Annotated in this window: 29 protein-coding genes and 2 pseudogenes; 9 read left to right on the forward strand and 22 right to left on the reverse strand. The window is 67.1% G+C overall.

Annotated elements, in window-relative coordinates:
- Window positions 1-89: 89 nt before the first annotated feature.
- Together ACFXK0_RS05165 and ACFXK0_RS05170 are read right to left on the reverse strand one after the other, a co-directional pair.
- Complete coding sequence (locus ACFXK0_RS05165; RefSeq protein WP_379408533.1) at window positions 90-878, reverse strand: ESX secretion-associated protein EspG; 789 nt, start codon at window positions 876-878, stop codon at window positions 90-92.
- Window positions 875-2,770: a hypothetical protein gene (locus ACFXK0_RS05170; protein WP_379408535.1), complete on the reverse strand. Its 1,896-nt coding sequence runs from the start codon at window positions 2,768-2,770 to the stop codon at window positions 875-877. Before ACFXK0_RS05170 ends, ACFXK0_RS05165 begins: the two co-directional genes overlap by 4 nt.
- A gap of 256 nt (window positions 2,771-3,026) precedes the next feature.
- Between ACFXK0_RS05170 and ACFXK0_RS05175 the strand changes: the two genes are divergently transcribed.
- Both ACFXK0_RS05175 and dtd read left to right on the forward strand, forming a co-directional pair.
- A complete protein-coding gene (locus tag ACFXK0_RS05175; RefSeq protein ID WP_379408536.1) occupies window positions 3,027-4,526 on the forward strand; it encodes a hypothetical protein in 1,500 nt (499 codons plus the stop codon).
- A 44-nt stretch (window positions 4,527-4,570) separates the two neighbouring features.
- Window positions 4,571-5,014: a D-aminoacyl-tRNA deacylase gene (gene dtd / locus ACFXK0_RS05180; RefSeq protein WP_379408538.1), complete on the forward strand. Its 444-nt coding sequence runs from the start codon at window positions 4,571-4,573 to the stop codon at window positions 5,012-5,014.
- A 2-nt stretch (window positions 5,015-5,016) separates the two neighbouring features.
- On the opposite strand, the gene ACFXK0_RS05185 is transcribed toward dtd, so the two are convergent.
- From ACFXK0_RS05185 to ACFXK0_RS05240, 12 genes are all read right to left on the reverse strand, one after another.
- A complete protein-coding gene (locus ACFXK0_RS05185) occupies window positions 5,017-5,361 on the reverse strand; it encodes a type II toxin-antitoxin system PemK/MazF family toxin (protein ID WP_379408791.1) in 345 nt (114 codons plus the stop codon).
- The gene (locus ACFXK0_RS05190) at window positions 5,358-5,576 is read right to left on the reverse strand and encodes a ribbon-helix-helix protein, CopG family (protein ID WP_379408539.1); all 219 of its coding nucleotides are present in this window, start codon (window positions 5,574-5,576) and stop codon (window positions 5,358-5,360) included. The genes ACFXK0_RS05185 and ACFXK0_RS05190 overlap by 4 nt, the downstream gene beginning before the upstream one ends.
- Window positions 5,577-5,621: 45 nt before the next feature.
- Entirely contained in the window at window positions 5,622-6,419 is a 798-nt protein-coding gene (gene map / locus ACFXK0_RS05195; protein WP_379408540.1) for a type I methionyl aminopeptidase, read from the reverse strand.
- A gap of 27 nt (window positions 6,420-6,446) precedes the next feature.
- Window positions 6,447-6,992 carry an adenylate kinase gene (locus ACFXK0_RS05200; RefSeq protein WP_379408541.1) on the reverse strand — a complete coding sequence of 182 codons (546 nt, stop codon included), beginning with the start codon at window positions 6,990-6,992 and terminating at the stop codon, window positions 6,447-6,449.
- Window positions 6,989-8,311 carry a preprotein translocase subunit SecY gene (secY, locus tag ACFXK0_RS05205; protein ID WP_379408543.1) on the reverse strand — a complete coding sequence of 441 codons (1,323 nt, stop codon included), beginning with the start codon at window positions 8,309-8,311 and terminating at the stop codon, window positions 6,989-6,991. The genes ACFXK0_RS05200 and secY overlap by 4 nt, the downstream gene beginning before the upstream one ends.
- 160 nt (window positions 8,312-8,471) lie before the next feature.
- Window positions 8,472-8,915, reverse strand: a complete 444-nt coding sequence (rplO, locus tag ACFXK0_RS05210; protein ID WP_071926439.1) for a 50S ribosomal protein L15 — start codon at window positions 8,913-8,915, stop codon at window positions 8,472-8,474.
- Between the two features lies 1 nt (window position 8,916).
- Window positions 8,917-9,096 carry a 50S ribosomal protein L30 gene (gene rpmD, locus ACFXK0_RS05215; RefSeq protein WP_019045070.1) on the reverse strand — a complete coding sequence of 60 codons (180 nt, stop codon included), beginning with the start codon at window positions 9,094-9,096 and terminating at the stop codon, window positions 8,917-8,919.
- Window positions 9,097-9,098: 2 nt separating this feature from the next.
- Entirely contained in the window at window positions 9,099-9,749 is a 651-nt protein-coding gene (gene rpsE / locus ACFXK0_RS05220; protein WP_379408544.1) for a 30S ribosomal protein S5, read from the reverse strand.
- 31 nt (window positions 9,750-9,780) lie between these two features.
- Window positions 9,781-10,188: a 50S ribosomal protein L18 gene (gene rplR, locus ACFXK0_RS05225; protein ID WP_067491072.1), complete on the reverse strand. Its 408-nt coding sequence runs from the start codon at window positions 10,186-10,188 to the stop codon at window positions 9,781-9,783.
- A gap of 2 nt (window positions 10,189-10,190) precedes the next feature.
- Window positions 10,191-10,730: a 50S ribosomal protein L6 gene (gene rplF, locus ACFXK0_RS05230; protein WP_379408545.1), complete on the reverse strand. Its 540-nt coding sequence runs from the start codon at window positions 10,728-10,730 to the stop codon at window positions 10,191-10,193.
- Window positions 10,731-10,745: 15 nt separating this feature from the next.
- A complete protein-coding gene (gene rpsH / locus ACFXK0_RS05235) occupies window positions 10,746-11,144 on the reverse strand; it encodes a 30S ribosomal protein S8 (protein WP_067491077.1) in 399 nt (132 codons plus the stop codon).
- A 247-nt stretch (window positions 11,145-11,391) separates the two neighbouring features.
- Window positions 11,392-12,183: a YoaK family protein gene (locus tag ACFXK0_RS05240; protein WP_379408792.1), complete on the reverse strand. Its 792-nt coding sequence runs from the start codon at window positions 12,181-12,183 to the stop codon at window positions 11,392-11,394.
- 274 nt (window positions 12,184-12,457) lie between these two features.
- Here ACFXK0_RS05240 and ACFXK0_RS05245 point away from each other — a divergent pair, with 274 nt between their 5' ends.
- The gene (locus ACFXK0_RS05245; RefSeq protein ID WP_379408546.1) at window positions 12,458-14,026 is read left to right on the forward strand and encodes an alpha/beta fold hydrolase; all 1,569 of its coding nucleotides are present in this window, start codon (window positions 12,458-12,460) and stop codon (window positions 14,024-14,026) included.
- A gap of 13 nt (window positions 14,027-14,039) precedes the next feature.
- Here the strand turns inward: ACFXK0_RS05245 and ACFXK0_RS05250 are convergent, their stop codons facing one another.
- On the reverse strand, window positions 14,040-14,252 hold the full coding sequence (locus ACFXK0_RS05250; protein WP_379408547.1) for a hypothetical protein: 213 nt from the start codon (window positions 14,250-14,252) through the stop codon (window positions 14,040-14,042).
- Window positions 14,253-14,425: 173 nt separating this feature from the next.
- Window positions 14,426-14,734 (reverse strand): hypothetical protein, encoded by a 309-nt coding sequence (locus tag ACFXK0_RS05255; RefSeq protein ID WP_379408548.1) that lies wholly within the window; start codon window positions 14,732-14,734, stop codon window positions 14,426-14,428.
- Window positions 14,735-14,941: 207 nt separating this feature from the next.
- On the opposite strand from ACFXK0_RS05255, the gene ACFXK0_RS05260 reads away from it, so the two are divergent.
- Entirely contained in the window at window positions 14,942-16,774 is a 1,833-nt protein-coding gene (locus ACFXK0_RS05260) for an ATP-binding protein (RefSeq protein ID WP_379408549.1), read from the forward strand.
- A gap of 34 nt (window positions 16,775-16,808) precedes the next feature.
- Window positions 16,809-18,356, forward strand: a complete 1,548-nt coding sequence (locus tag ACFXK0_RS05265) for a protein kinase (protein ID WP_379408550.1) — start codon at window positions 16,809-16,811, stop codon at window positions 18,354-18,356.
- Window position 18,357: 1 nt separating this feature from the next.
- On the opposite strand, the gene ACFXK0_RS05270 is transcribed toward ACFXK0_RS05265, so the two are convergent.
- Window positions 18,358-18,609 (reverse strand): hypothetical protein, encoded by a 252-nt coding sequence (locus ACFXK0_RS05270; RefSeq protein ID WP_379408551.1) that lies wholly within the window; start codon window positions 18,607-18,609, stop codon window positions 18,358-18,360.
- A gap of 120 nt (window positions 18,610-18,729) precedes the next feature.
- On the opposite strand from ACFXK0_RS05270, the gene ACFXK0_RS05275 reads away from it, so the two are divergent.
- The 3 genes from ACFXK0_RS05275 to ACFXK0_RS05285 all read left to right on the forward strand — a co-directional run bounded on the left by ACFXK0_RS05275 (window position 18,730) and on the right by ACFXK0_RS05285 (window position 20,564).
- Complete coding sequence (locus tag ACFXK0_RS05275; protein ID WP_379408552.1) at window positions 18,730-19,164, forward strand: hypothetical protein; 435 nt, start codon at window positions 18,730-18,732, stop codon at window positions 19,162-19,164.
- A 22-nt stretch (window positions 19,165-19,186) separates the two neighbouring features.
- Window positions 19,187-19,840 (forward strand): Uma2 family endonuclease, encoded by a 654-nt coding sequence (locus ACFXK0_RS05280; RefSeq protein WP_379408553.1) that lies wholly within the window; start codon window positions 19,187-19,189, stop codon window positions 19,838-19,840.
- 364 nt (window positions 19,841-20,204) lie between these two features.
- On the forward strand, window positions 20,205-20,564 hold the full coding sequence (locus ACFXK0_RS05285; RefSeq protein WP_379408554.1) for a hypothetical protein: 360 nt from the start codon (window positions 20,205-20,207) through the stop codon (window positions 20,562-20,564).
- A 33-nt stretch (window positions 20,565-20,597) separates the two neighbouring features.
- Here the strand turns inward: ACFXK0_RS05285 and ACFXK0_RS05290 are convergent, their stop codons facing one another.
- The 3 genes from ACFXK0_RS05290 to ACFXK0_RS05300 form a co-directional block, all read right to left on the reverse strand.
- On the reverse strand, window positions 20,598-20,942 hold the full coding sequence (locus ACFXK0_RS05290; RefSeq protein WP_379408555.1) for a hypothetical protein: 345 nt from the start codon (window positions 20,940-20,942) through the stop codon (window positions 20,598-20,600).
- Window positions 20,943-20,950: 8 nt separating this feature from the next.
- Complete coding sequence (locus tag ACFXK0_RS05295; protein WP_379408557.1) at window positions 20,951-21,337, reverse strand: hypothetical protein; 387 nt, start codon at window positions 21,335-21,337, stop codon at window positions 20,951-20,953.
- Between the two features lie 93 nt (window positions 21,338-21,430).
- Window positions 21,431-22,432: an IS3 family transposase gene (locus tag ACFXK0_RS05300; protein ID WP_379408558.1), complete on the reverse strand. Its 1,002-nt coding sequence runs from the start codon at window positions 22,430-22,432 to the stop codon at window positions 21,431-21,433.
- A 155-nt stretch (window positions 22,433-22,587) separates the two neighbouring features.
- Between ACFXK0_RS05300 and ACFXK0_RS05305 the strand changes: the two genes are divergently transcribed.
- Window positions 22,588-23,655 (forward strand): IS110 family transposase, encoded by a 1,068-nt coding sequence (locus tag ACFXK0_RS05305; protein ID WP_379408559.1) that lies wholly within the window; start codon window positions 22,588-22,590, stop codon window positions 23,653-23,655.
- Between the two features lie 16 nt (window positions 23,656-23,671).
- Here the strand turns inward: ACFXK0_RS05305 and ACFXK0_RS05310 are convergent.
- Window positions 23,672-23,941, reverse strand: a pseudogene (locus ACFXK0_RS05310) (transposase); the annotation flags it as partial.
- 87 nt (window positions 23,942-24,028) lie between these two features.
- Window positions 24,029-24,529: pseudogene (locus ACFXK0_RS05315) on the reverse strand (IS1634 family transposase); the annotation flags it as partial.
- Window positions 24,530-24,590 lie beyond the last annotated feature (61 nt).

Here is a 24,590-nt window from a genome sequence, read left to right on the forward strand (position 1 = left end):
TCGAGCACACCACAACCCTGTCGCGTGCGCAACAGCCTCGCATGGGCGAACGAATCCCGGATGGCGCCATCATGAACGGCGCGTGCGGGTCAGGCGTTCGCCTCCCAGTGCGACTCCACGCGCGACATCATCCGCTCGATCGAGGCATTGATCTTGTCGGTGAGGTCGGTGCGCGATATCGCGGTGGCCGTGGGGTTTTCGTTCGGTAGTTCGATGACGTACCGGCCGTCGGCGGGCAGGTCGCGCCACACCAGGATGTCGCGATGCATGCCACGCGAGCCGAACATCGATTGGTTCTGCCGGATATTGATGGTGCCCGTGCGCTCGGCCGGGCGGTTGAAGAATTCGGTGCTGCGCTCGACGATCGAGGTGTCGGCCTCCTCGAAGAACATCGATGCGCGTGGTTCGTGTTCGTCGCGGGTGTCGGTGACCAGCGGAATGATGCCGCCGGTCCCCGCGCCGGTGTCCGGCATCAGGTCGACGATCGCGTCGGCGAGTCCGTGCGGCCCTACATCGACCACGACGTAACCGCCACTGTGCGTGGGTGTTTCACCCGGCAGCTGGTAGATCAGGTAGCCGTTTGCGCCCGCCCGCGCCGCCCGCGCCTTGAGCCAGTGTTCGGCGTTGTCGCGCTCGTCGTCTTTCCAGCCACGCAGCCGCACATAGACTTCCGGCCGCTCCAGCACCTCGAACACCGATCGCAGTGCCGGATCGACGGTGTGCTGCAACCGCTGCCAGGTCTGGTACTTCTCCTCCTCGTAGTCCTCGTGCAGGCGAGTCCTGGTCTGGAAGGTGAGTGGGCGCGGGAGGTCGGTGCCGACGAATCGCTGCCACAGCACCCGGAATTCGAGATCGGTGAGTTCCCATCGCTGCGTCATGCCTGCGCCTCCGGCCGCGCGTGCGCGATCGAGCCGGTGCTGCCTGCTTCGACGGATTCGACCGGGGCATCGAGGTGCTGGAGGGGCGCCTCGGTCGCCAGCGACTCGGCCACCAGACCGGTCAGCGGGGTGACGATCTCCCCCAATCCGGACAGGTTCGAGAAGTCGGGCAGCGAGGCCCGCGGGAAGGCGTCGCCGGTCGCGGACTCGACGGTCTCGCCGGCCACCGTCGCCTCGTCGGTGGTCGTCACGGCGGTCGCGATGCCGAGCAGTTCCGCCAGCGGGGACAACGCGGGGTTGTCCGCGATCAGCTGGTTGATCTCCGGTGACTGCGACAGCAGTTCCGCGAGATCGGGGAACTGCCCGAACAGGTCGCCGAGCTGGGAGAAGTCGGGCAGGCCCGAGGTGGCGCCCGTGTCGGTCGTCGCGGAAACCTGCTGCAGCGCGGTGGCCAGCGAGGGCAGCGCCTGGGTGAGCGAGGAGACCGCGCTGGTGACCGCCGACATCACCGAGGACAGGATGCTGGACATGTCGCCCGAGCCGGAACCGGTCGAGCCGGTCGAGGACCCGGTCGACCCCGTCGAACCGACCGAACCCGCGGTCTGCCCGTTCGCGCCCTGCTGCGAACCGGTGGTGCCGTCCTGCTGCAACGCTGCCGCCGCCTGCTGGGCGGCTTGCTGAGCGGCCTGCTGCCTGGCGACGTCGGCGGCCGACACCTGCTGCCCGCCTCCGCCTCCGCCGCCGGAACTGCCGCTGCCACCGGAACTTCCGGAGCCGCCACTGTTGTTGCTGCCGCCGTTGTTGCTATTGCCGTTGTTATTATTGTTATTGTTATTGTTATTATTGTTCGTTTCCTCAGGCGTCGTCACCGGCGCCTTCGGTGCAGCGGGCTCAGCCGCCGCCGGGAACAATTTCTCGGTGTTCATCACACCATTGACATAATGCCGCTCGTACCGATCGCGATTCTCCTGCAGATCGTCATCGCATTTGTCTTCTTTGTCGATCGGCATACACGCCTTGGTCGCGTACAGCCAATCCGCGGTGTACTCCAGATTCTGCTGCATCATCGTGAACGAATCGCTGGCGATCATCGCCGACTGACCGAAAGTGGTGATCGCCGCCAGCGCGGCCTCGCCGCCCTGACTCTCCCACCGGTCACCGGTGATCTCACCGAGCTTCTGCTCGAGGTCGTAGGCGGCGCCGTGCACGGCGTGCGCCATCGCCTCCCAGATCGGGGCGTCGCAGGCCACTTCGTACCAGGAGATCCGCTGGCCGAGGTCGTACATATCGCGCCAGGACATATTGTCCGCAGCTCGGACCGGGATCCGCACACCGACGGCTTCCGCCGTCGCGGTGCCCGCGTGCTTGGGCACGTTCGCGGTCTCGATGTCGTAGTTGTGCTTGGTCTCGAAGGACATCTCGTTACCCACGATTTCGACATCGAGATCGTAGTGGGCCGGTGTGAATGCCCCGGCCTGGGTCACCTCCCCCGCCAGGTCCCTGGCGCCCGGTGCGGAATTCACGCCGCGCAGTTCGTTCTTGAGCGAGGCAATATTGTCGCCGGAACCCTGGTCGGTCTCGGTGTAGGACTCACCCGCGGCCTTGAACATGGTGACCAGGTCTTCGAGCGAATCGATGTAGCGCCCGATCAGATCCTTGGCCTGGGTGGCCTCGGTGATGAACTTGTTGCGCAGCGGCGGCCCCGCATCGACCTGGCTGCCGCCCAAGTGGTCCTCGTCGTAATTGTTCAGGTCGTGATCGCGGATCAGATCCTGGCAACCCTTGAAGATCTCGATCGCCGAGCTGCACGCCCTGGCGGCCTCGAGCGCGGCGCCCGTCTCGACCTTGACTTTCGCCCTGCCCGCCAGCCCCTCGAAGGGAGAATCGCCCACGCCAACCGCTCCTCGCAGCACCCCACCGACGACCGTTGCAGTCGGCTCGATCGCCTCGCATTCTAGTGAGCCATGCGAAATATGCACAGCGGCAAGGAAACACCGGTGGGCCCAGCAAATGAACTTCCGGTTTCCGCTGACGATCGGGCAGGCCGGGGCGATCTGTGACAGACTCGACCGAAGCTGTACCGGCCGTTCGACGGCCGGCGACCAACGAGTGATGAGGCCGGAGATTGACGTCGCGATGGAACTGCTCATGACCGATTTGAGCGGCCTCGAACGGCGCGTGGCAGTCGACCGCACCCAGACCCGCAGCCAGCGTCCGGAGGACTATCTGCAGCTGGCGGGCTCGCTGACCGAGCTGGCCCAGGGCCTGCTCGCCACCAGGAACGACCCAGCGGGCCGGGACCGGACCGCCGAAGCGCTCGAACCCGCCCAGGAGTCGGTGGCGATCCGGCTGCACTGGCTGGTCGAGGGCTATGTCTCCTACGAGTACGCCGGCGCGCTCCAGGACGCGCTGCGGTTGTTCGAACAGGCCACCCGCCTGGTCGGGCACCGCCAGCTGGCGACCAACACCATTCGCAGCGCCTGCTCGGCCTACCGGCAGGTCGCCCGGGACTACCCCGACGTGTCGGCCATGTGCGCCGACGGCCTGTCCAAGTGCGGTGTCTGGCTGATGCGCCTCGACCACGACGCAGCGGTCGCGGCGACCGAGTCCGCGGTACGGATCAGGGCCGCCATGTACGCGCGCACGCCCGAGCAGCCGGGCAAGTACCTGGCCAGCCTCAGCACGCTACTGCGCACGATGATGGTCGGCCGCTCCCGCAAGCAGGCGATCGCGAGCTACCGCGCGCTGTATTCGGAACTGACCTCGGCCACCGCGACCGCGCGCCTGCGCGAAACCCGGGTCGAGGAACTCGATCTCACCGTCAAGACCACCCAGGCGCTGGTGAAGCTGGGTGCAGGCACGCTCGAGCGCGCGGGCAGGCTCACCCAGCAGCAGATCCTCTACCAATCCGGTGGCGACCTGGCCACCATCGACGAGATCAACTGGCGGCTGGCACTTGTCGGGCTCAAGCCGCTCGCGGCCGGCGCCATGCCGGAGCCGCCCTCGCGTCCGGTGGAGATCTCGGCGACCTACGGCGCCCTCGCGGTCCGCTGCTCGGCACCGGACGCGCTGGAGCAGGTGCGCGCGGCGATCGTCGCGGCCTTCGCCGCGGACGGCGTCGAGCCGGTCGACGCGGGCCGCTTCGCCGGGGTGCACGAAAAGCATTGGGGCGTCAAGGAACCGGTCACCAATTCCGCGACGGACCTGGCCGCCGATGTGGTGCTGGTCGAAAAGGCCTCGGGCAGCTGGATTTCGGTGAAGAGCCTGAACTGGGAGATCGGCGCCCTCGGCAAACATCCGCTGGCGGTGCGGCTCTCGGAGAAATGGCCGGTCCTCACCGTCGCCACCATCGAGAAGATCTCCTACGAGCTGTGCCTCTACGACAACGGCGTCGCCACCCAGTACGCCGCCCTCGGCCGACCCGCCGGACAGGCCCCGCTCGACGCTCCCCTCGCGCCCCTGGACTTCGCCACCCTGGCCGACTACGGCGCCGACTACGCCTCCGAAACCCAGGTCCGCGCCGCCTTCGGCAACGCCGAGATGTTCGCCAAGGTCACCGAACTCCCTGGCAGCGGCATCCGCCAGGCCGCCGAAAAGCGCCCGCTCACCGAATACGGCCCCGACATCCTGTTCTTCGGCAAGCCCTGACCCGGCGCGCCCGCACACGCAGCCACCCGGCATGATCGGTGGCTGTGCGAGTACTGCTGCAGCGGGTGACCAGCGCCCAGGTGAGCGTCGACGGACAGATCGTCGGCCGGATCGACCCCACCGCGGCCTCCGGCGGGCACGGCCTGCTCGCCCTGGTCGGCGCGACCCACACCGACACCGAGGCGACCGCGCGGGCACTGGCCGACAAGACCTGGCGCCTGCGGATTCTCGACGGCGAACGCTCCGCGGCCGACCTGCACGCACCGATCCTGGTCGTCAGCCAGTTCACTCTCTACGCCAACACCGCCAAAGGCCGCCGCCCCTCCTGGAACGCCGCCGCCCCCGGCCCGATCGCCGAACCCCTCGTCGACACCTTCGCCACCACCCTGCGCGACCTCGGCGCGACCGTCGAAACCGGCCACTTCGGCGCCCACATGCAGATCCAGCTGACAAACGACGGCCCGGTCACCATCCTGCTGGAAGGCTGACCTCACAATCCGAGGTGCAAACGCAAGACCCGATCCACCTCGGCCATGGTCACGGCGGGCAGTCGTCCCAGCGAACGCCTGACCCTGCTGATGGACACGGACCGGATCTGTTCGGTCTGCACCTTCGACACGGCACGTAGACCGACATCCTCGAGCAGCACCTGGAACGAGAACACCCGATCGACATTGCTGGTCACCGGAAGTACAGAGATCACTCCGCGTCCCTGCCGCTCAGCTGAACGATTCGCGCCGTCGTTGCTGACCACGATCGCCGGACGCACTTTGTTGGCCTCATCCGGGCGTACCGGGTCGAACTCGATCAGCAGAATGTCACCCCGGCGCATCAGACGAGGCCGTCAGCCGCAGCCTGGGACCAGATCTCCTCTTCGCCAGAGGATTCCCATTCGTCCCAGGCGGCCGTGTACTCGTCCTCGAGCGTTCGTTCTCGCAGCAGCTGGATCGCCCGGTGGATGGCAGCCGACCGTCCAGGCAGACCAGCACGGCAGACCTCGGCGTCGAGCAGTTCGACATCGTCCTCGGAAAGGCTCACGCTCAGCTTCATGCCATCAATGCTACCAGGGTAGGAACATCGGTAGCATCGCGAATGCTACTCCGGGCGCAGGGTGAGGATGCGGGGGCCGTCTTCGGTGACCGCGACGCTGTGTTCCCAGTGGGCGGCGCGGGAGCCGTCGGTGGTGACCACGGTCCAGTCGTCGTCGAGGGTTGTGGTCTCGGTGGTGCCGAGGGTGAGCATCGGCTCGATCGCCAGTACCGAACCGACCACCAGGCGCGGGCCCTTACCGGGGGCGCCTTCGTTGGGCAGGAACGGGTCCATGTGCATCTCGCGGCCGATGGCGTGACCGCCGTAGCCGTCGACGATGCCGTACTGACGGCCGTGCTCTTTTTCGGCGGCCCTGGTGCCCAGTTCGATGGCGTGGGAGACATCGGTGAGCCGGTTGCCGGGCTGCATCGCGGCGATGCCCATTTCCATCGACAGCCTGGTCGCTTCGCTCAGCAGCCGGTCGGCCTCGATGATGGGGCCGACGCCGAAGGTCCACGCCGAATCACCGTGCCAGCCGTCGAGGATGGCGCCGCAGTCGATGGAGACGAGATCGCCCTCGGTGAGGATGTCGCGCGCCGAGGGGATCCCGTGGACCACGCGGTCGTTGACCGAAGAACAGATCGAGCCGGGGAAGCCGTGGTAGCCCTTGAACGACGGGACAGCGCCCGCGTCCCGGATCACCTGTTCGGCGACCTCGTCCAGCTCCAGCGTCGACACCCCGGGCTTCGCCGCGTCCCGCACGGCGACCAGCGCCCGCCCGACGATCGCGCCCGCTGCCGCCATGGCATCGAGCTCGCCCGCCGAACGGAACGGCACGACCTTCTTCTTACGGTTGAAGACCATCCGGCCTCAATACTCCGATCGGTGGTTTTACTTGCCGAGCGCGGCCAGTGCCCGCGCGTTGACTTCGTCGACCTCGCCGATACCGTCGACGGTCACGACCAGCCCGTCGTAGTACTCGAGCAGCGGCTCGGTCTCCTCGCGGTAGACCCGCAGCCGGTTGCGGATGACGTCCTCGGTGTCGTCGGCGCGGCCACGGGCGAGCATCCGCTCGACCACGGTGTCCTCGGCGACCACAAAGCACAGCACGGCGTCGAGCGCGGTGCCGTTGTGCTCGAGGATCTTCTTCAGCGCGTCGGCCTGGTCGACCGTACGCGGGTAGCCGTCGAGCACGAAACCGTTGACGGCGTCCGGCTCGCCCACGCGCGCCTCGACCATCCGGTTGGTGACATCGCTGGGGACGAGGTCGCCCGCGTCCATGTACTTCTGCGCTTCACGCCCGAGGGCGGTCTGCTGGCTGATGTTCGCGCGGAAGAGGTCTCCGGTGGAGATGTGCGGAACGCCCAGCTTTTCCGACAGCAGGACGGCCTGAGTACCTTTGCCGGCACCCGGCGGACCGAGCAGAACAACTCTCACTTGAGGAACCCTTCGTAATTTCGATTCATCAGCTGGCTCTCGATCTGCTTGACCGTGTCGAGACCCACGCTGACCATGATGAGCACGGCGGCACCGCCGAAGGCCATGTTCGCGGACTGGCCCGCGCTGCCCGCACCGAGGAACAGGCTCGGCAGGACGGTGACCGCACCGAGGTAGATCGAGCCGGGCAGGGTGATGCGGCTCAGCACGAAATTCAGGTAGTCGGCGGTCGGCTTACCCGGACGATAGCCCGGAATGAAACCACCGAACTTCTTCATCTCGTCGGCGCGTTCCTCCGGGTTGAAGGTGATCGCGACGTAGAAGTAGGTGAAGAACACGATCAGACCGAAGTAGATCGCGATGTAGACCAGGTTGGTCGGGTCCACCAGGTACTTCTGGATGATCTCCTGCCACCAGCTCGGATCCGTCGACGAGCTGGCCCCGGTCAGCTGCGCGATCAGGTTGGGCAGGTACAGCAGCGAGGACGCGAAGATCACCGGGATGACACCGGCCTGGTTGACCTTCAGCGGCAGATAGGTCGACGACCCGCCGTACATCTTGCGGCCGACCACGCGCTTGGCGTACTGCACCGGAATCCGGCGCTGACCCTGCTCGACGAAGATCACGGCCACGATGATCGCCAGTACAGCGACACACACCAGACCGAAGACCAGGCCACCGCGGGTGTCCAGGATCGCCTTGCCGTCGAGCGGGATACGCGCGGCGATACCGGCGAAGATGAGCAGCGACATGCCGTTGCCGACACCGCGCTCGGTGATCTGCTCGCCGAACCACATGACCAGCGCGGCACCGGCGGTCATCACCAGCACGATGATGATCATGCCGAAGACGCTGGTGTCGGCCAGGATGTCCTCCTGGCAGCCCTGTAGCAGCTGACCGCGAGCCGCGAGCGCGACGAGACCGGTGGCCTGCAGAACCGCCAGGGCGATCGACAGATACCGGGTGTACTGCGTCATCTTGGTCTGGCCTGCTTGGCCTTCCTTGCGCAGTTCCTCGAACCGCGGGATGACGACGGTCAGCAGCTGGATGATGATGCTCGCGGTGATGTAGGGCATGATGCCGATCGCGAACACCGACAGCTGCAGCAGCGCACCACCGGAGAAAAGGTTGATGAGCTGGTAGATACCGGCGGAATCACCACCGGAGACCAGCTTCACGCACTCTTGTACGTTTTGATAATCGACACCGGGGGACGGCAGCGCGGCACCCAACCGGTACAGCGCGATCAACCCCAGCGTGAAGAGAATCTTCCGCCGTAAGTCCGGAGTCCGGAAGGCCGATACGAAGGCGGAAAGCACAGATCCTCCTGGCGAACGACATGGTCATGCCATGCGACTTCGGTTCTTACGGAAACGTCAGCCGATGACGAGCTTGGCAGACAACACTAGATGAGACTCTAACAGTGACACCGGACGAGCTCTCGACTCGTCCGGTGTCGCTGTCGACTACACAGTACCGTCAGGCCAGTTCGGTGACGGTGCCACCGGCGGCGGCGATCTTCTCCTTGGCGGAGCCGGTCACCTTGTCGGCGGTCACCTGGACCGCCACGCCGATCTCACCGTCGCCGAGAACCTTCACCAGCTCGTTCTTGCGAACGGCGCCGGCCGCGACGAGCTCGGCCTTACCGACCGTGCCGCCCTCGGGGAACAGCTCCGCGATGCGGCCCACGTTCACAACCTGGTACTCCACGCGGAAGCGGTTGGTGAAGCCCTTCAGCTTCGGCAGGCGCATGTGCAGCGGCATCTGGCCACCCTCGAACGCCGCGGGGACGTTCTTGCGGGCCTTGGTGCCCTTGGTACCGCGACCGGCGGTCTTGCCCTTGGAGCCCTCACCGCGACCCACGCGAGTCTTCTCGGTCTTGGAACCCGGCGCAGGACGCAGGTGGTGCAATTTGATGGTCATGTCAGACCTCCTCAACAGTTACGAGGTGGCGCACGACGTTGATCAGACCGCGGTTCTGAGCGTTGTCCTCACGGACCACACTCTGACGGATCTTGCGAAGGCCCAGCGTACGCAGGGAGTCCTTCTGATTCGCCTTGGCGCCGATGGTGCTCTTGATCTGGGTCACCTTGAGATCAGCCATGGTCAGGCTCCCTGTCCCGCACGCGCACGCAGCATGCCCGCCGGAGCGACGTCCTCGATCGGCAGACCGCGACGGGCGGCAACCTCTTCGGGACGCTGGAGCATCTTGAGCGCGGCGACCGTCGCGTGAACGACGTTGATCGCATTGTCGCTACCGAGCGACTTGGCCAGAATGTCGTGAATGCCCGCGCATTCGAGCACGGCACGCGCCGCGCCGCCGGCGATCACACCGGTACCGGGCGAAGCCGGACGCAGCATGACGACACCGGCCGCCGCCTCACCCTGAACCGGGTGGGTGATGGTCGAGCCGATCATCGGGACGCGGAAGAAGCTCTTACGAGCCTCCTCGACACCCTTCTGGATGGCCGCGGGAACTTCCTTGGCCTTGCCGTAGCCGACGCCGACCAGACCGTTGCCGTCACCGACGATCACGAGGGCGGTGAAGCTGAAGCGACGACCACCCTTCACGACCTTGGAGACGCGGTTGATCGCGACCACGCGCTCGAGCTGGTTCTTCTCGGCAGCGTTGTCCCGACGGTCGCCGCCACCGCGACGATCGCCACCACCGCGACGGTTGTCGCGGTTGCCCTCGGGGCTATTGCTGTTCTGTCCGGCGGGTCCGTTGCCGCCGTCACGCCGCTGACGTCCCGGCATCAGACGTTCCTTCCGTTCGAAATAACAGTCATCAGAACTTCAACCCGCCTTCACGAGCGGCATCGGCCAGCGCCGCGATGCGGCCGTGGTAGTCGTGACCACCACGGTCGAACACGACCGACTCGATACCGGCAGCCTTGGCACGCTCGGCGATCAGCTGACCGACCTTGGCGCCCTTGGCGGACTTGTCGCCCTCCAGCGCACGCACATCGGCCTCGATCGAGGACGCGGCGGCGATGGTCTTGCCCACCGAATCGTCGACGAGCTGGGCGTGCAGGTGCCGCGAGGAACGGTTGACCACCAGGCGCGGACGCTCGGTGGTGCCGACGACCTTCTTGCGCAGACGGAAGTGACGGCGGGTCTTGGACAGCCGGCGCTTGGTCGACGCGTCCTTGCCCAGCGGAATCCGCTTGGCCTTCTGGTTAGCAGTTTGCGCCATGATCACTTACCCGTCTTTCCGACCTTGCGGCGAACGACCTCGCCGGCGTAGCGGATGCCCTTGCCCTTGTACGGGTCGGGCTTACGCAGTCCGTGGATGACAGCGGAGATCTGGCCGACCTTCTGCTTGTCGATGCCGGACACAGAGAACTTGGTGGGCGATTCCACCGCGAAGGTGATGCCCTCCGGGGCCTCGATCGGCACCGGGTGGCTGTAACCCAGGGCGAACTCGAGGTTCGAGCCCTTGGCGGCCACACGGTAACCGACGCCGAAGATTTCCATCTTCTTCTCGTAGCCCTTGGTGACACCCTCGATCATGTTGGCGATCAGGGTGCGGGAAAGGCCGTGCAGCGAACGGTTGGCGCGCTCGTCGTTGGGACGGGCGACCTCGAGCTCGTTACCCTCACCCTTGGTGACGGTGATCGGCTCGGACACGGTGTGCGACAGGGTGCCCTTGGGCCCCTTCACCGTGACGACCTGGCCGTCGATGGTGACGTCGACGCCGGCCGGAATCTCGATGGGCTTCTTACCAATACGCGACATTTGTCCTGACCTCCCTTACCAGACGTAGGCGAGGACTTCGCCGCCCACGCCCTGCTTGGCCGCCTGACGGTCGGTGAGCAGACCGGTCGACGTGGAAATGATCGCCACGCCGAGGCCGCCGAGGACCTTGGGCAGGTTGGTGGACTTCGCGTACACACGCAGACCCGGCTTCGAGACGCGACGCAGGCCCTGCAGGCTGCGCTCACGGCTGGGGCCGTACTTCAGATCGACGACGAGGGCCTTGCCCACCGGCGCGTCTTCGGTGCGGTAATCGGCGATGTAACCCTCACGCTTCAGGATCTCGGCGATGTTCGCCTTGAGCTTGGAGTGCGGAGCCTTCACCTGATCGTGGTACGCCGAGTTGGCGTTGCGCAGACGCGTCAAGAAGTCTGCGATCGGATCAGTCATGGTCATGGTTAGACCTCGACACCTTTCTCGCTGCGGTTCCCATGCAGCATCGGCGCACTCTCGCGCGCAGACCGTGGGCCTACAACAATTCGGCTGGTCCGGGCGGCACTTACCGACCGGATGAGTACTCTTCACGAGCGCTCGGCGCCGGGGGAACGATCCGCCAACGCCGAGCGTGTAGCGGACACAGATCTGCCCAGGCAACCGCTCTAGTGTAGGCAACGCCGTGGTCGCGACAAAATCCGGGTGCCGGTCAGGTGGCGGGCAGCGGGTCCCGGCTCGCGCGGGCGGTGATCATGGCGCCCACCGCGCAGACACCGGCCGCGACCAGCAGCATCTGATCGCCGCCGACGATCTCGCCGAGCACACCGCCCAGCAGCGCGCCCACCGCGAAGGACCCGTATTGCAGCGCGTAGCCGAGCCAGTCCCTGGCACTACCACCGCTGACGTGGCTCTCGATGCCCTGGCCGAGCTTGACCACGGTGCCGGTGACGTAGCTCAGCGGGACGCTGACCTCGCCGTTCTTGACGAAAGCGGTGTTGAGCGCGCCGACGGCGAAGGCGACGAAGGCGATCGGGATGAAGTCGACCTCCTGGCTGCCGGAGCGGTCCAGCGCCCAGTCGACAGCGGCGGCGACCACCAGCGCGACCGTGGCCACCACCGTGGCGCCGTGACGGCTGTCGCGCCAGACCCACCGGCGCAGCAGCGAGGCGACGAAGACACCGAGCCCGAACGAGAACAGCAGCGTGATGGCACCGGTGGCCAAGAGCTGATCATTGTCGAACCAGCCGAGCACGGCCCGCTCGGTATTTCCGGTCATGAAGGTGACGAAATATCCGGCGGAATGCGTATAGGCGGCGGCGCCGATGAATCCAGCCAATATCGAAAGAAAGGCGACCATCGGCATCGCACCCGCCGGAATCCCGCGTAGGGGCGCGCGGTGGGCCAGGTCACGCCCGGTTTCCTCTGTGGTTGCAGTCACAATCCCACTTCCTCCGCTGTCATCGGAATTAGGGATCGTCTTTGACTCCCGGTCGCGGTGTATTTTCCCGCGACCAGCCCGAGAGTAGCGGCGTGAACAATTGCCGACCACTGCCGGGAGCGAATTATCGGCAAGAACACAGAATTTCCCGGATTGCGTAACCCGGCGTTAACCGAAAGGGGTGGAACAAATGCCGAGGTGGGCGCCCCCGGGGAACGGCCACTACCAGCCCGAACTCCACCGGCCGGTCGAATTTCCTTCGCCCGCAACTAGTTTCCGTGACTAACCACGTGATAGCTTCGTCACGTTCGCCCGATCTGTGCAGGAGGCTCGGCAGTTGTATTCGCGCTCCGCGCGCCGTCGCCGTAGCTGGATCTGCGTCATCGCCGTTCTGCTCGGACTCGGCACGCTCACCGCCCCGGCCACCGCGCACGCGGCCGATCCTTATGTAGACCCGCTGGCCGAGGCCGCGAGCACCCCGGAACTACGGTGGACGGACTGCGAGGACGGGTTCTCCTGCGCCTGGGCGCAGGTTCCGCTGGACTATCACCGGCCGCACGACGAGCAGATCCAGCTGGCGGTCATCAAACTGCCCGCGACCGATCCCGCGCGGCGCATCGGCACTCTGTTCGTGAACTTCGGTGGCCCGGGGCCCTCGGGTGTCGACCGGCTGCGGGAACGGGCGCGCTGGCCGTGGCTGTTCTCCGAGGAGCTTCGGGCCCGCTTCGATCTGGTGTCATGGGATCCGCGTTCGGTCTCGCGCAGCGCGCCGGCCAGCTGTTTCGGCTCGGCCGAGGAGCAGCAGGCCTACCTCGCGACGTTCCCCGGCACGCCGTCCGGCCCCGCCGAGGAACCGGAGTTCTTCGCGCGCTCGGCCGATATCGCCGCCCGCTGCGCGGCATCGGCGGGCCCGATCCTGAGCCACGCCTCGACCACCAATACCGCCCGCGACCTGGACCTGCTCCGCCGCGCGGTAGGCGACGCGGCACTGAGCTATCACGGCATCTCCTACGGCACCTACCTCGGCGCGGTCTACGCCAACCTGTTCCCCGGCCGGGTGCGGGCGATGGCGCTGGACGGCTCCCTGGATTTCGCGGGCAATGCGACTGGGCACGGCGCCGACGGCGCGAATCTGCCCCTGGACACCCGCCAGGGCGTGGCCGACGCGCTCGCCGAGACCTTCGACGCCTTCCTGCGCGAATGCTCGACCGCCGGTCCGGCCTGCGCGTTCGCCGCGGGCGATCCGAAACTCAAATGGATCGCGCTGGTCGAACGCGCCCGGCTGGCCCCCATCGTGGTCGACGGCACCCCGTGGACCTACGGACAGATCGTGGCCGCCGCGGGCAGCCTGTCGCGCCCCGGCACCTACGCCGACCTGGCGACGCTGCTGCAACAACTCTTCGACGCGGGCACCACCTTCACCCCGGCCGTCACCCACGACACGATCTTCGACAAGGAGCACCCCGGCAACCGGGTCGAGGCGTTCTACACGATCCAGTGCGCCGACAGCACCGTCCCGACCGACCCCGCCGTCTACCACCGGGCCGGCGCGATCGAAGACCTGCGCGTCCCCTACTTCGGCCGCACCGCCGTCTTCAACGCCACCCCGTGCGCCTTCTGGCAGGCCACCGACCCCGACCGCTACACCGGCCCGTGGAACCGCGACACCGCCGCACCCATCCTGATCCTGAACAGCCGTTTCGACCCGGCCACCCCGCTCCGCGGCGCACTCGCCGGGGCCGCGCAGCTGGCGCGGGCCCAGGTGGTCGTCGTCGAAGGTATCGGCCACAGCAGCATGTATGTGCCGAGCACCTGCGCCGAACACGTCAAACGCGACTACCTGCTCACCGGCCAGCTGCCCCCGGAGGGGATGAGCTGCGGCATCGACCGCTCACCCTTCAGCTGACCGGCGAAGGTGGTCAGCGATTCATGCACTCCAGACCGAGGAACGGGCCGAATCGGTTCTCGGCGCTGCCCGCGAGAACGAGGATGCTGCCGATCGGGCTGCACAGCACGTCCAGGCTGGACGAGCCGGAGTCGGCGACGGGTTCCTGCGCCTGCGCGGTCGTCGCGGTGACCGCGGGAGCGAGTAGGAACAGGGCGAGGGCGGAGGACACAGCGAGCTTCTTCATGACTTTCACCGTGCCCTGTCACCCCCGCCCCGCGCACGCCCCGACTTGCTGGGGCACACAGCGAGGATTTCGCGGAAGTCGTTGTGCGGTAGCTACTTCGCCGCGGATGGCGGACATGCCGACAGCACGGACTCCGCGAGGAAGTCCGTGCTGTTCGACTGCGGGCGAGCCGGTCAGCCGACTGAGCCCAGAACGACACCGCCGTTGCTGCAGAACCCAACAGCCGGACTAGGCACCAGGAAGATGCCGTTCGCGTACCCCGGCGTCCACCAGCCGCCGGTGCCAACGCCGCCGCCGAGGATGGAAAGGACCGTGCAGTCGTAGCTGTTGGCGTCGAGGAACGTCCCGGTGATCTTCGCCTGAACGCCGGGCGCGGGATCGGAGGTGATCACCGGACCCGCTGAAGCGGCGCCCGCCCCGAGAGCGATGGCCGCGGTCAGCGTGCCCAGTGCGATGGCCATCCGGCCGGTGTACTTTCTCATCGGAATCTCCTTCGGTGTGTCCGCCGGTGGTGGCGGTGGTGGTGGCCACCCGGTTGGCGGCACAACCCAAAATTACGGCCTGACCTGCGGTGATCTCTTCCGGGAAGGCACGGATTCGACTCCGTGCCAGCACGGACGCGCCGCCCTGTTGTGTGACGGTTCGCCGCGGAGGATCCTGAAAAGAACCGGGTAGTCGGAGGCTCTTCGATGACAGCTCGTACGTTCGCGCTCATCGGTGGTGTGACAGCCTGTGCCGCCGCGTTGAGCGCCGCGGTGGTGCTGTCGGTCGATTGGTCGGAGACCGCGCTCTACGACCCGGCCAGAATCCTGCTGCTCGGCCCCCGCGAGGCATTCTCGGCCGCGCAGCATTCGCCACGGTTCGGCCAAGTCGAGCTCGCGCTGTTCCTGTTGACCGGCATCTCGTTCGTGGCCTCGGGGCTGTTCACCTGGACGAATCGTCCCCGCGATCTGGCCGGGCCGCTGTTCGTGCTGGCCGGTCTGGTGTGGCTGGCCTGCGGCGTGCGCCGGTCCAGCGAACCGGCGCTGTTCACCGCGGGCGCTGTGCTCACCAATATCTATCTGCCGGTGATGATTCCGGTGCTGCTCGGTTTCCCCTCCGGCCGGCTGCACCAAGCCTGGGAGCGCTGGTATGTCCGGGCCTGCTGGGCGCTGGCCGTGTTCGGTGTGTCCGCGGAGTGGCTGTTCTTCGATCCCCGGCTGGTGCCCGCCCCGCACCCGTCGACCTCGGTGAACCTGTTGCTGATCCAGCACGACCCGGTGCTGGCCGATCGGATCCAGCTCGCCGTCGGCGCGATGGCCTTTCTGCTCGCCGTCACCGCGATCGTGGTGGTGATCCGGCGCTGGCGTTCCGGCACCGCGGCCTACCGGGCCGGTTTCGCCCCGATCGTGCTGCTGGCCACCATCGCGGGCGTGATCATCCTGGGACTCCTTGCCACCGCGGTCTGGTCGCCGGGCTCGCTGCACGCCTGGTCGCTGAACCTGCGCTATATCCCGCTGGTCCTGCTCCCGCTGGCGATCGCGGTCGGGCAGGTGCGCTACCGGATGACGCGGGCCGCGGTCAGCGACGCCATGGTCGAGATCGGCGCGGCCCCGATCAGTTCGGGTTTCGTCGAGGCCCTGCGCCGCGCCCTGCACGATCCCTCCCTGGCGCTGTGGACCTTCGATCCCGAACGCGGCGGCTATGTCGACGACGAGGGGCGGCTGCGCGAACTGCCCCGCGGCACCGGCCACCGGGTGGCGACGATCCTCGAACGCGACGGCGCCGCGACGGCCGCCCTGGTCTACGACAAGCAGCTCCAGTCGGAACCGGAACTGCTGGCCGCCGTGCGCGGCGCGACCGAGCTCGCCCTCGATCACGAACAGCTGCGCACCGATCTGCACACCCAGCTCGCCGAGGTGCGCCGCTCCCGCGAGCGCATCGTGGCCGCGGGTGACGCCGAACGCCGCCGGGTCGAGCGCGATCTGCACGACGGCGCGCAGCAACGGCTGGTCGCCGCCGCGCTGCTGCTGCGCCGGGCGCAGCGCACACCCGACACCGAAACCCGCGGTGACCTGGTGACCCGCGGCGCCGCCGAACTCGACACCGCGCTGACCGAACTGCGCGAACTGGCCAGGGGCGTGTTCCCGCCGATCCTGGCCGAACGTGGCCTCACCGCCGCGCTGACCGCGCTGGCCGAACGCGCCCCGATCCCGGTGCGGATCCACGGCACGCTGATCCCCCGCCCACCGCCGGGCGTGGAGCTGGCCGCGTATTTCATCGCCGCCGAGGCAGTCACCAACGCCGCCAAGCATTCCGGCGGTACGCACATCGATATCGAAGTGGGCATCGACGACGGCGCGGTGCGGCTGGTGGTCGCCGACGACGGCCGCGGCGGTGCCCGGCTCGGCCCCGGCGGCGGCCTCAGCGGACTCCTCGATCGCGCCGCCGCGCTCGGTGGCGAGCTCGAGGTCGACAGTCCGCCCGGTGCGGGCACCACCCTCACCGCCACGCTGCCGTTGTCTCCGCAGGACCCGACATGACCGCGGCGCCGATTCGTGTTGGAGGTGGTGGCGCGTGAGCGGCTTCGACCTCCAGCCCGGCACGGTCTTCGCCGGTTACACGATCGAGCGGCCGCTCGGCTCGGGTGGAATGGGCGCGGTCTACGCCGCCCGGCATCCGACCCTGCCGCGCACGGTCGCGCTCAAGGTGCTGCATCCCGCGCTCACCGGTGACGACTATGTCCGCAGCCGCTTCGAGTACGAGGCCGATCACGCCGCCCGCCTGGACCACCCCGCCATCGTCGCGGTCTACGATCGCGGCCGCGAGGGCGATCGGCTCTGGATCGCGATGCAACTGGTGCCTGGCATCGACGCGGCCCGGCTGGTGCGTGAGGGACCGGTGCCGCCGGAGCGGGCTGTCCACATCATCGAATCCGTCGCCGCTGGACTCGATTACGCGCACCGGGCCGGCGTATTCCACCGCGATGTCAATCCGGCCAATATCCTGCTGGCCGCGCCCACCGAGCCGGGCGCCGCCGAGCGGGTGCTGCTCACCGATTTCGGGATCGCCAAGGCGCTCGACGACACCGTGAACCTGACAGCGGCGGGAATGCTCGTCGCCACCCTGCGCTACGCGGCGCCCGAGCAGCTCGAAGGCCGGACCATCGATCACCGATCCGATGAGTACTCGCTGGGCTGCACCCTGTTCCATCTGCTCACCGGCGCCCCGCCCTACCCCGGACCGAGCCAGGCCGCCATCATGAACGGCCATCTCAACGCGCCGATTCCGGCCCCGAGTGCCGTGCTGCCCACCCTGCCGAAAGCCTTCGACGCGGTGCTGGCCACGGCGATGGCCAAGCGTCCGGACGAGCGCTTCCCCAGCTGCGGCGAGTTCGCCGCCGAGGCCAGGGCGGTGCTCACCGCGGCCGAGGACGTCACCGCCCCGGTCGCGCGGCAGGCCGAGCCCCGCCTGCGCGTGGTCCTCGCCGACGATTCCGCGCTACTGCGCCAGGGCATCGCGCGCCTGCTCGAGGACGAGGGCATGGAGGTGGCCGGCCAGGCCGGTGACGCGGTGGCATTGCTGCGCCTGGTCCGCGCGCACCGCCCCGATGTCGCGGTGGTCGACATCCGGATGCCGCCGACCTGCACCACCGAGGGCATCGACGCCGCGGTCACCATCCGCCGTGAGTTTCCCGCGACGGCGGTCCTGCTGCTCTCGCAGTACATCGAGACCGAGAATGTCCTCGACCTGCTGGCCGGCGGCGCGCGCAGCCTCGGCTACCTGCTCAAGGACCGGGTCTCCGACATCGATGAGTTCGTGGCCGCGCTGGAACGGGTCGCCGCGGGCGGCTCGGCGATCGATCCCGATCTGGTCGGCCGGCTGGTCTCGCGACCACACCACGGCGCCCTACCGCTGGACACGCTCACGCCCCGCGAGCGAGAAGTGTTGCGGCTCATGGCCGAAGGACGATCCAATCGCGCGATCGGCGCCACGCTGTTCCTCGGCGAACGCACGATCGAAACCCACGTGCGCGGCATCTTCGCCAAACTCGGCCTACAGCCCGAACCCGACGATCACCGCCGGGTCCTCGCGGTCCTCACACACCTGCGGGTCGAGAGCTGATTCAGCTGAACAGGCAGAGCAGGTCGTAGAGCGGGGGCTTCTCGACGCTGCCGGTGCTGAAGAGCAGCTGGGCGATCGGTGAGCAGATCAGTGCCGTCTCCGAGGAGCCCGATCCGCCCTCGGACGAACCGGTGAGGGCCTGCGCGGAACCGGAATCGGCGACCGGTGCGGGCGCGACGGGAGCGGCCGAAGCGACGGCCGGAGCGGAGAGGAGCGCGCAGGACAGTACTGCGACGGAAGCGATCTTCTTCATGCGCCAAGAGAACACGACAACAGCGTGCCACAAGAGTGAAATCCGAATATTTCACCCACATTCCGGCAGGTCAGTACGTCGACCGGCAAGTTTGTCGGTACGCAGTGCGATTCTGCGTACATGACCTATGACGATTGCGGCTGGCACTCGGACACCACCTCGGACCTCGGCCTGGACAGCGAGGCAGGCGCGACCCACATCGGCATGTTCTACGCCTGGGCCGTCGCCCACGACCTGCATTCCCCCACCGCTCTCGTCTGGGGCGAACCGGAACCACGACCCCGCCCGGAACTGGCCGCCCTGCGCGACCGCACCAAAACCCCCGGCCGCTACCTCCTCGACCACTGCTGCGGCGAACTGAACACCGGCGACCTGAACGCACGCGGCCAAGCCTTCGCCGACGCCGCCTACCGCCAATACCTCAGGGCCTACGAGTACATCCCCGAGATCGCCCGCTACGAGACCACCTACCACGCCCCCGACACCTGGGAAACCTACGAGGCCGTCGCAACCTTGCTGGACGAAGCATGGACCGAGTGGCAACGACAGCTCTGACCCCGCGCCTATCATTGGCGCCATGACGAACGCCGATCCCAGGCGCCCCGACCTGCCGGAATACCTGACATGGGAGGAGCTCGAACAGCTGCCCGAGGAAGTCGCCTCGTGCATCGAGCTGTGGGAAGGGCGAGTGGTCTGGGCGCGACGCGGACCGGGCGAACATCAGGAAGCCAGCAATCTGTTGTGGAGCGCGCTGCGCCGGGACGCGAAACGCGCGATGGACAACGAACCCGACAAGTGCTGGCGCGCACGCACCGAAACCAATGTCTTCTTCGGCCGGCACGGCAAATCCGATTTCGTGACGCCGGACTTCCTGATCCATCGATGCCTGGACAAGGCCTACGCCCACGTCCGCGCCGACGACACACTCCTGGTCGGCGAGGTGCTCTCCCCGTCGAACACCGCCGCCGAGATGGAAGCCAAGAAAGCCCGCTACGCCGCCGCGGGTATCCCCTGGTATTGGGAAGTCACCCTCCATCCGGTGCGCAGCGAGATCGCCTACGTGCAGGCCTACGGTCTGGCTTCTGGAACGGGAGCCCTGCCTGCGGGCGTCTCACCACTACACAAGGCGAACTACCTCCTGGTCGGCACCTGGTCACCCGCCGACTCCACCGAGATCACCATCGACCACCCCTTCCCGATAACCATCCCGTGGCCCGAATTGGCCCTATGACTCGCCCGCACGCGCGAAGGCCCGAGCGACCGACCACCCATCAATCCTTCCGCCTTCTACCGGCGGACCTCTGATTACCGCAAGCCGCGAGACGCGGCGTACCGCGCGAACGCACAGACACCCGGCGCGGCGCGCGACACACCTGTGACTCAGCAGGAACCAAACGTCGTCAATTGGGCGACTTCTGACATCGCGCCGTGACCGGATCCGGTGCTCAGCAGTACCAAGCTGGCCTACCAGTTCGGAATCATCGATGTTTGGAGGGATCGTGAGAAGACTCGCCGCATTGACTCTCGGAGTTTCCTTCGGTGCGTTCGCCGCATTCGGTTCGACCGCGTCCGCCGCACCCGGCGAAAGCTATCGGATGGGCGAAACCGCCTCCATCCCCGTCCTGAACTACAACGGTGCCGCGACAACGGTCACCGAGATCACCGTCGCGGACTGGAACTGCGACTCCGATCGGGGAAGTTGCTCCGTGTCGGTGAGCTTCGCGCACCGGGGGACGCAGTCAACCGACCCAGCAACTATCAGCTACAGCCTTTCCTACGCCGACGGCACGACCATCGCGGCCACAACAGAACCGAACGTCGGGTACCTCTACGACGGAACCGTCGCGGCAGGGACCGCATCCTTTCCATTCGTCGCCCAGCCATCGGTTCCGGGTGCGGTCGTTCTGAGCGGCGAGGTTTCCGGCGACGAGCTCGGAAAGTGGGCATTACCGTAGCCCGAGTTTGGTCACAGGGTTTAGTGCGTGACATCAGCTCCGCAGAGCGTCCAGAATCTCCTGCTGCTCGGCCGGGATCTCCGGCGCGAACGTCTGCGCCGCACCGTTGATCGTGACCGTCGCCGAACGCAACACCCGCAGGCCACGCACGATCGCCCGGATACTGGCCCCGGTCCGCTGCTGCGCGGCCCGCGCGACCGCCAGCGCGGTGAACACGACCGTCAGATGCGCCTCGATCGCGTCCTCGGTCCGCACGAACATCGGCCGCGCGGCCAGATCGGTCTTCGACATCCGGAACGACGCTTCGACCTGCCACAAATCGTGGTAACTCGCGGTCACCTCACCTGCGGCCATCATCTCCGCGGGCATGTTCGTCACGTACCCTTTCAACCCGGCCAACCGCCGCGCCCGCGCCAACGCCGCCGCGTCGAGAGATTTCCCGTTCTTCCCGACTTCACGAAACGCGGTGCGCGAGCGGCCTTCACGCCATCGACGACCTCCCGCGCCCGCGCTTCCTGCAGGTTGTGGGTCCGGTTGTCACGGACATACCGTTTCGTCGAGTACGGCCAGATCGCCCGCCACGACCCCGGATGCCGGCCCGGGTCCCAGACCGGTTCCGCCCGCACCCCGGTGTAGTTGTCGCTGTTGGCGCCCCGTTTCGGGGTGACGGTGTCGATGACCTGCCCGTCAGCGAATGTCTCACCGTGCCAACGGAAATGCGACTCCAGATCGATCGGTGCCTTCGTCACCCGCGACCCGACGATGAATCGCATCCGTGCCTCGTCGAGTTTGTTCAGGTTGTCCGACTGAGCGGTCCCCGATGACGAGACCACCCGGGAATAGAGCCAGGTGATGTCGTTCCGTGTTCAGTTGGTCCCGCAAACCACCGGATGATGGGTGTGGGTGCAGGCCGCAGCGTACTCGACCGGCGTCAGGTAGCCCAGCGCCGAGTGCCGGTGCCGCAGGTTGTGGTCGGTCTTGAAGTCGCCGATCACCAACCGTGCTTCGAGCAGGCTGGTCCAGTGGTTGCGGTTGAGGCACTCGGTCCGCAACCGCCGGTTGAACGATTCGACGAACCCGTTGTTCCAGGGTGTGCCCGGCGGAATGTAGGAGATCCCTACCCGATCAGTGCAGAACCGTTGCAGTGCATGCGAAATCATTTCCGGACCGTTGTCCATCCGCAGCACCCGCGGCGGGCCATCCGCCTTGGCGAACACCTTCTCCAGCTCGGCGACCAGTCGCTCGGCGGTGATCGACCGTTCGACCACGTGCAACAGCGATTCGCGGGTGTGTTCGTCGATCATCGACGCGATCTTCACCGCCCGACCATCGACGGTGGAGTCGAACTGGAAGTCCAACGCCCACACCACCTTCGGCGCATCAGCCTCGATCGGCGGCACCGACGAGATACCAGCCCGTTTGCGGGGGTGGTGTTCGCGGACCTGCAGGCCCTCCTCGCGCCAGAGTCGGTGCACCTTCTTGATATTGACGCCTGCGCCCTCGTCGAACCGCAACGCCGCCCACGCCCGCCGGAACCCATGTCCGGGGTGTTTCACCGCGTAGGCACGAAGCCACGCTCGCAAACCCGCGTCCGGATCGGCCGGGGTCTGCGCGGTCGGCAACCGCCGATACGTCGACCGTGCGAGCCCGACGGCCTTGCACGCGAACCGCTCGGACATGCTCTTGACCTGCATGAGCATGTCCACGGCTCGGCGTTTCGCCGCCGGGCTCAGAATTTTCCAGTCATGATTGCTGACGAGGGATGCCACCATCGGCACGCCGGCTCTGACCCAGAATTTTCCTGACCGGCCCTCTCGGGCCGCGTCTTTCGAAGGACCCGTCGAGCCGGGCCGTGTCGGTGGCGGCATCCCTCACTCCCACCCAGCGCGCCGACGCTGCGCGCGGGGACCGTGACCTGATAGGAGCATGCCGCGCCGCCCGCGCCGCCCCGTGACTGGCCTGTCCGCCCCCGCCCGCCGCCCACGGCGCAGCCGATCAGGACAACCGAAGGACGGCGAGCACTGTGACATCAACCGCAACCCCGGGGATCTTCGTCGGGGTCGACACTCACGCTGACACACACCACGTCGCCATCGTCAACGAACACGGCAAGAAGCTCGCCGATCGTGAATTCCCGACCAACGCAACCGGTTACGCAGATATCGAAGCATGGATCAGGTCGGGGGGGAAGGTGCTTCGGGTCGGGATCGAGGGCACCGGTTCCTACGGCGTGGAACTGGCCCGCCGCCTGCACCGCCACGGCTACGACGTCGCCGAGGTACCTCGCCCCGACCGTCGGCTCCGGCGCGCCCAGGGCAAGACCGACGTCGTTGACGCCTACGCCGCCGCACGTCGGCTGCTCGATGGATCCGACGTCACCGCACCCAAGAACCGTGACGGCGCGGTGGAAGCCGTCCGTGCCCTGCGGGTGGCTCGCAACAACGCGGTCAAAGCCTCGACCACCGCCCTAAACACGCTCCGGGCTCTGATCACCACCAGCCCCGAGGATCTGCGTGGGCAGCTGCGCATGCTCCCACGTGCACGTCTGCTGGCCGCGTGCCTCGCATTCGACCCGGCACCGGACCAGCTCACCGATCCGGGCGAGGCAACGAAGGTCGCGCTGCGCTCGCTCGCGCACCGGGTCATCGACTCACAGACCCACGCCGACGAGCTGAAGAAGCAGCTCGCCGCGCTTATGGCACAGATCGCGCCACACACCGTCGGGGTCTTCGCACTCGGGCCCGATACCGCCGCGGCGCTGGTGACCGCGATCGGTGACAACCCCGACCGGCTGACTACCGAGGCCGCGTTCGCGCGACTCTGCGGCGTCGCGCCGATCCCTGCATCGTCGGGAAAGACGACTCGCCATCGGCTCCACCGCGGCGGCGACCGGCAAGCCAACCAGGCTCTACACGTCGCAGTGATCGTGCGCCTGCGCTACGACCAGCGAACCCGCGACTACGTGGCGCGGCGCACCATCGACGGCAAAACCAAACCCGAGATCATCCGCTGCCTCAAGCGATACCTCGCCCGAGAAGTGTTCCGGGCACTACGTGCCGATTTCCCGAGCGGAACACCAACGGCGGCTTGACATCTATAGGAGCGTCCTTGGCGATCTCCCGCAGCGCGTCTTTCTCCAGCTCGGCGTCGGCCAGCAGCCGCTTCAGCCGAGCGTTCTGCTCCCGCAGCTCCTTGAGTTCTTTCGCGGCGTCGGTGTCGACCCCGCCGTACTGGCGGCGCCAGTTGTACAGCGTCGCCGCAGAAATCCCCAGTTCCGCCGCGATCTCCTCGCCGGTCTTGCCGGCCGCGGTCAGCTCGTCGGCTCGCCGCAGTTTCCGCACGATGTCCTCTGCGGAGTGCCGTTTGCGTCCAGCCATATCGATCAGTGTCCCTTCTCGGCCCTACCAGGCCAAACAGGACTCTAATACCGAGTGGTCTCATTCACCGGGGGCGGCCCAGTCCGACGACAACATGCCCGCGTCGGCGACGACCACGAAACTCTCCACCCCGTGCCGGGCCTGGAACTGCTCGATGATCGGCACGATCGTGTGCTTCTCGGCCTTGTTCCCGGCGTAACACCCGATCTCCAACGGGAACCCGTTCCGGTCGACCAGCAGGCCGACCACCACCTGCGGATCGACCTGGCGTTCCTTGCTGAATCCGACTTTCCGCAGGCCGTCTTCCTTTTCCGCCTCGAAATACAGTGTGGTCACGTCGTAGAGACACAACGACACGTCTCCGTGCGCGGTGACATGAGCGAAGCATGCCTGCGCGATCCTGTCCCGGAACTTGCCGGTCGTCGCCCGGGCCAGGGTGCGCCGCATCGTCGAATACGACGCCGGTGACCGGCCCATCTCGGTGAGCACTCGCGCGGTGTCGGCCAACGATGTCGGCTCGACCAGCCGAGCGATCACCAGATCCCGGAATACCTCGTCGGCGACGACACCGAACCCGAGCCGGTCATAGTGGGCGGCCCAACGAGGCGGCGCGTAGCGGGAACACCTTCACGGCCACGCTGACCTGCGG

The organism is Nocardia sp. NPDC059177 (genome assembly GCF_042755165.1).
Classification (GTDB): domain Bacteria; phylum Actinomycetota; class Actinomycetes; order Mycobacteriales; family Mycobacteriaceae; genus Nocardia.

What these genes read in the sequence shown, in the direction of transcription:
- ACFXK0_RS05255 (WP_379408548.1), bottom strand. Translation starts at nt 14,734, where the DNA reads ATGAGAAAGTACACCGGCCGGATGGCCATCGCACTGGGCACGCTGACC.
- ACFXK0_RS05280 (WP_379408553.1), top strand. Translation starts at nt 19,187, where the DNA reads ATGACGAACGCCGATCCCAGGCGCCCCGACCTGCCGGAATACCTGACA.
- ACFXK0_RS05250 (WP_379408547.1), bottom strand. Translation starts at nt 14,252, where the DNA reads ATGAAGAAGCTCGCTGTGTCCTCCGCCCTCGCCCTGTTCCTACTCGCT.
- ACFXK0_RS05175 (WP_379408536.1), top strand. Translation starts at nt 3,027, where the DNA reads ATGACCGATTTGAGCGGCCTCGAACGGCGCGTGGCAGTCGACCGCACC.
- rpsE (WP_379408544.1), bottom strand. Translation starts at nt 9,749, where the DNA reads ATGCCGGGACGTCAGCGGCGTGACGGCGGCAACGGACCCGCCGGACAG.
- ACFXK0_RS05300 (WP_379408558.1), bottom strand. Translation starts at nt 22,432, where the DNA reads ATGCCGCCACCGACACGGCCCGGCTCGACGGGTCCTTCGAAAGACGCG.
- ACFXK0_RS05295 (WP_379408557.1), bottom strand. Translation starts at nt 21,337, where the DNA reads ATGCGATTCATCGTCGGGTCGCGGGTGACGAAGGCACCGATCGATCTG.
- ACFXK0_RS05275 (WP_379408552.1), top strand. Translation starts at nt 18,730, where the DNA reads ATGACCTATGACGATTGCGGCTGGCACTCGGACACCACCTCGGACCTC.
- rplR (WP_067491072.1), bottom strand. Translation starts at nt 10,188, where the DNA reads ATGGCGCAAACTGCTAACCAGAAGGCCAAGCGGATTCCGCTGGGCAAG.
- ACFXK0_RS05270 (WP_379408551.1), bottom strand. Translation starts at nt 18,609, where the DNA reads ATGAAGAAGATCGCTTCCGTCGCAGTACTGTCCTGCGCGCTCCTCTCC.
- ACFXK0_RS05190 (WP_379408539.1), bottom strand. Translation starts at nt 5,576, where the DNA reads ATGAAGCTGAGCGTGAGCCTTTCCGAGGACGATGTCGAACTGCTCGAC.
- map (WP_379408540.1), bottom strand. Translation starts at nt 6,419, where the DNA reads ATGGTCTTCAACCGTAAGAAGAAGGTCGTGCCGTTCCGTTCGGCGGGC.
- rpsH (WP_067491077.1), bottom strand. Translation starts at nt 11,144, where the DNA reads ATGACCATGACTGATCCGATCGCAGACTTCTTGACGCGTCTGCGCAAC.
- ACFXK0_RS05285 (WP_379408554.1), top strand. Translation starts at nt 20,205, where the DNA reads ATGGGCGAAACCGCCTCCATCCCCGTCCTGAACTACAACGGTGCCGCG.
- ACFXK0_RS05165 (WP_379408533.1), bottom strand. Translation starts at nt 878, where the DNA reads ATGACGCAGCGATGGGAACTCACCGATCTCGAATTCCGGGTGCTGTGG.
- rpmD (WP_019045070.1), bottom strand. Translation starts at nt 9,096, where the DNA reads ATGGCTGATCTCAAGGTGACCCAGATCAAGAGCACCATCGGCGCCAAG.
- rplO (WP_071926439.1), bottom strand. Translation starts at nt 8,915, where the DNA reads ATGACCATCAAATTGCACCACCTGCGTCCTGCGCCGGGTTCCAAGACC.
- rplF (WP_379408545.1), bottom strand. Translation starts at nt 10,730, where the DNA reads ATGTCGCGTATTGGTAAGAAGCCCATCGAGATTCCGGCCGGCGTCGAC.
- ACFXK0_RS05260 (WP_379408549.1), top strand. Translation starts at nt 14,942, where the DNA reads ATGACAGCTCGTACGTTCGCGCTCATCGGTGGTGTGACAGCCTGTGCC.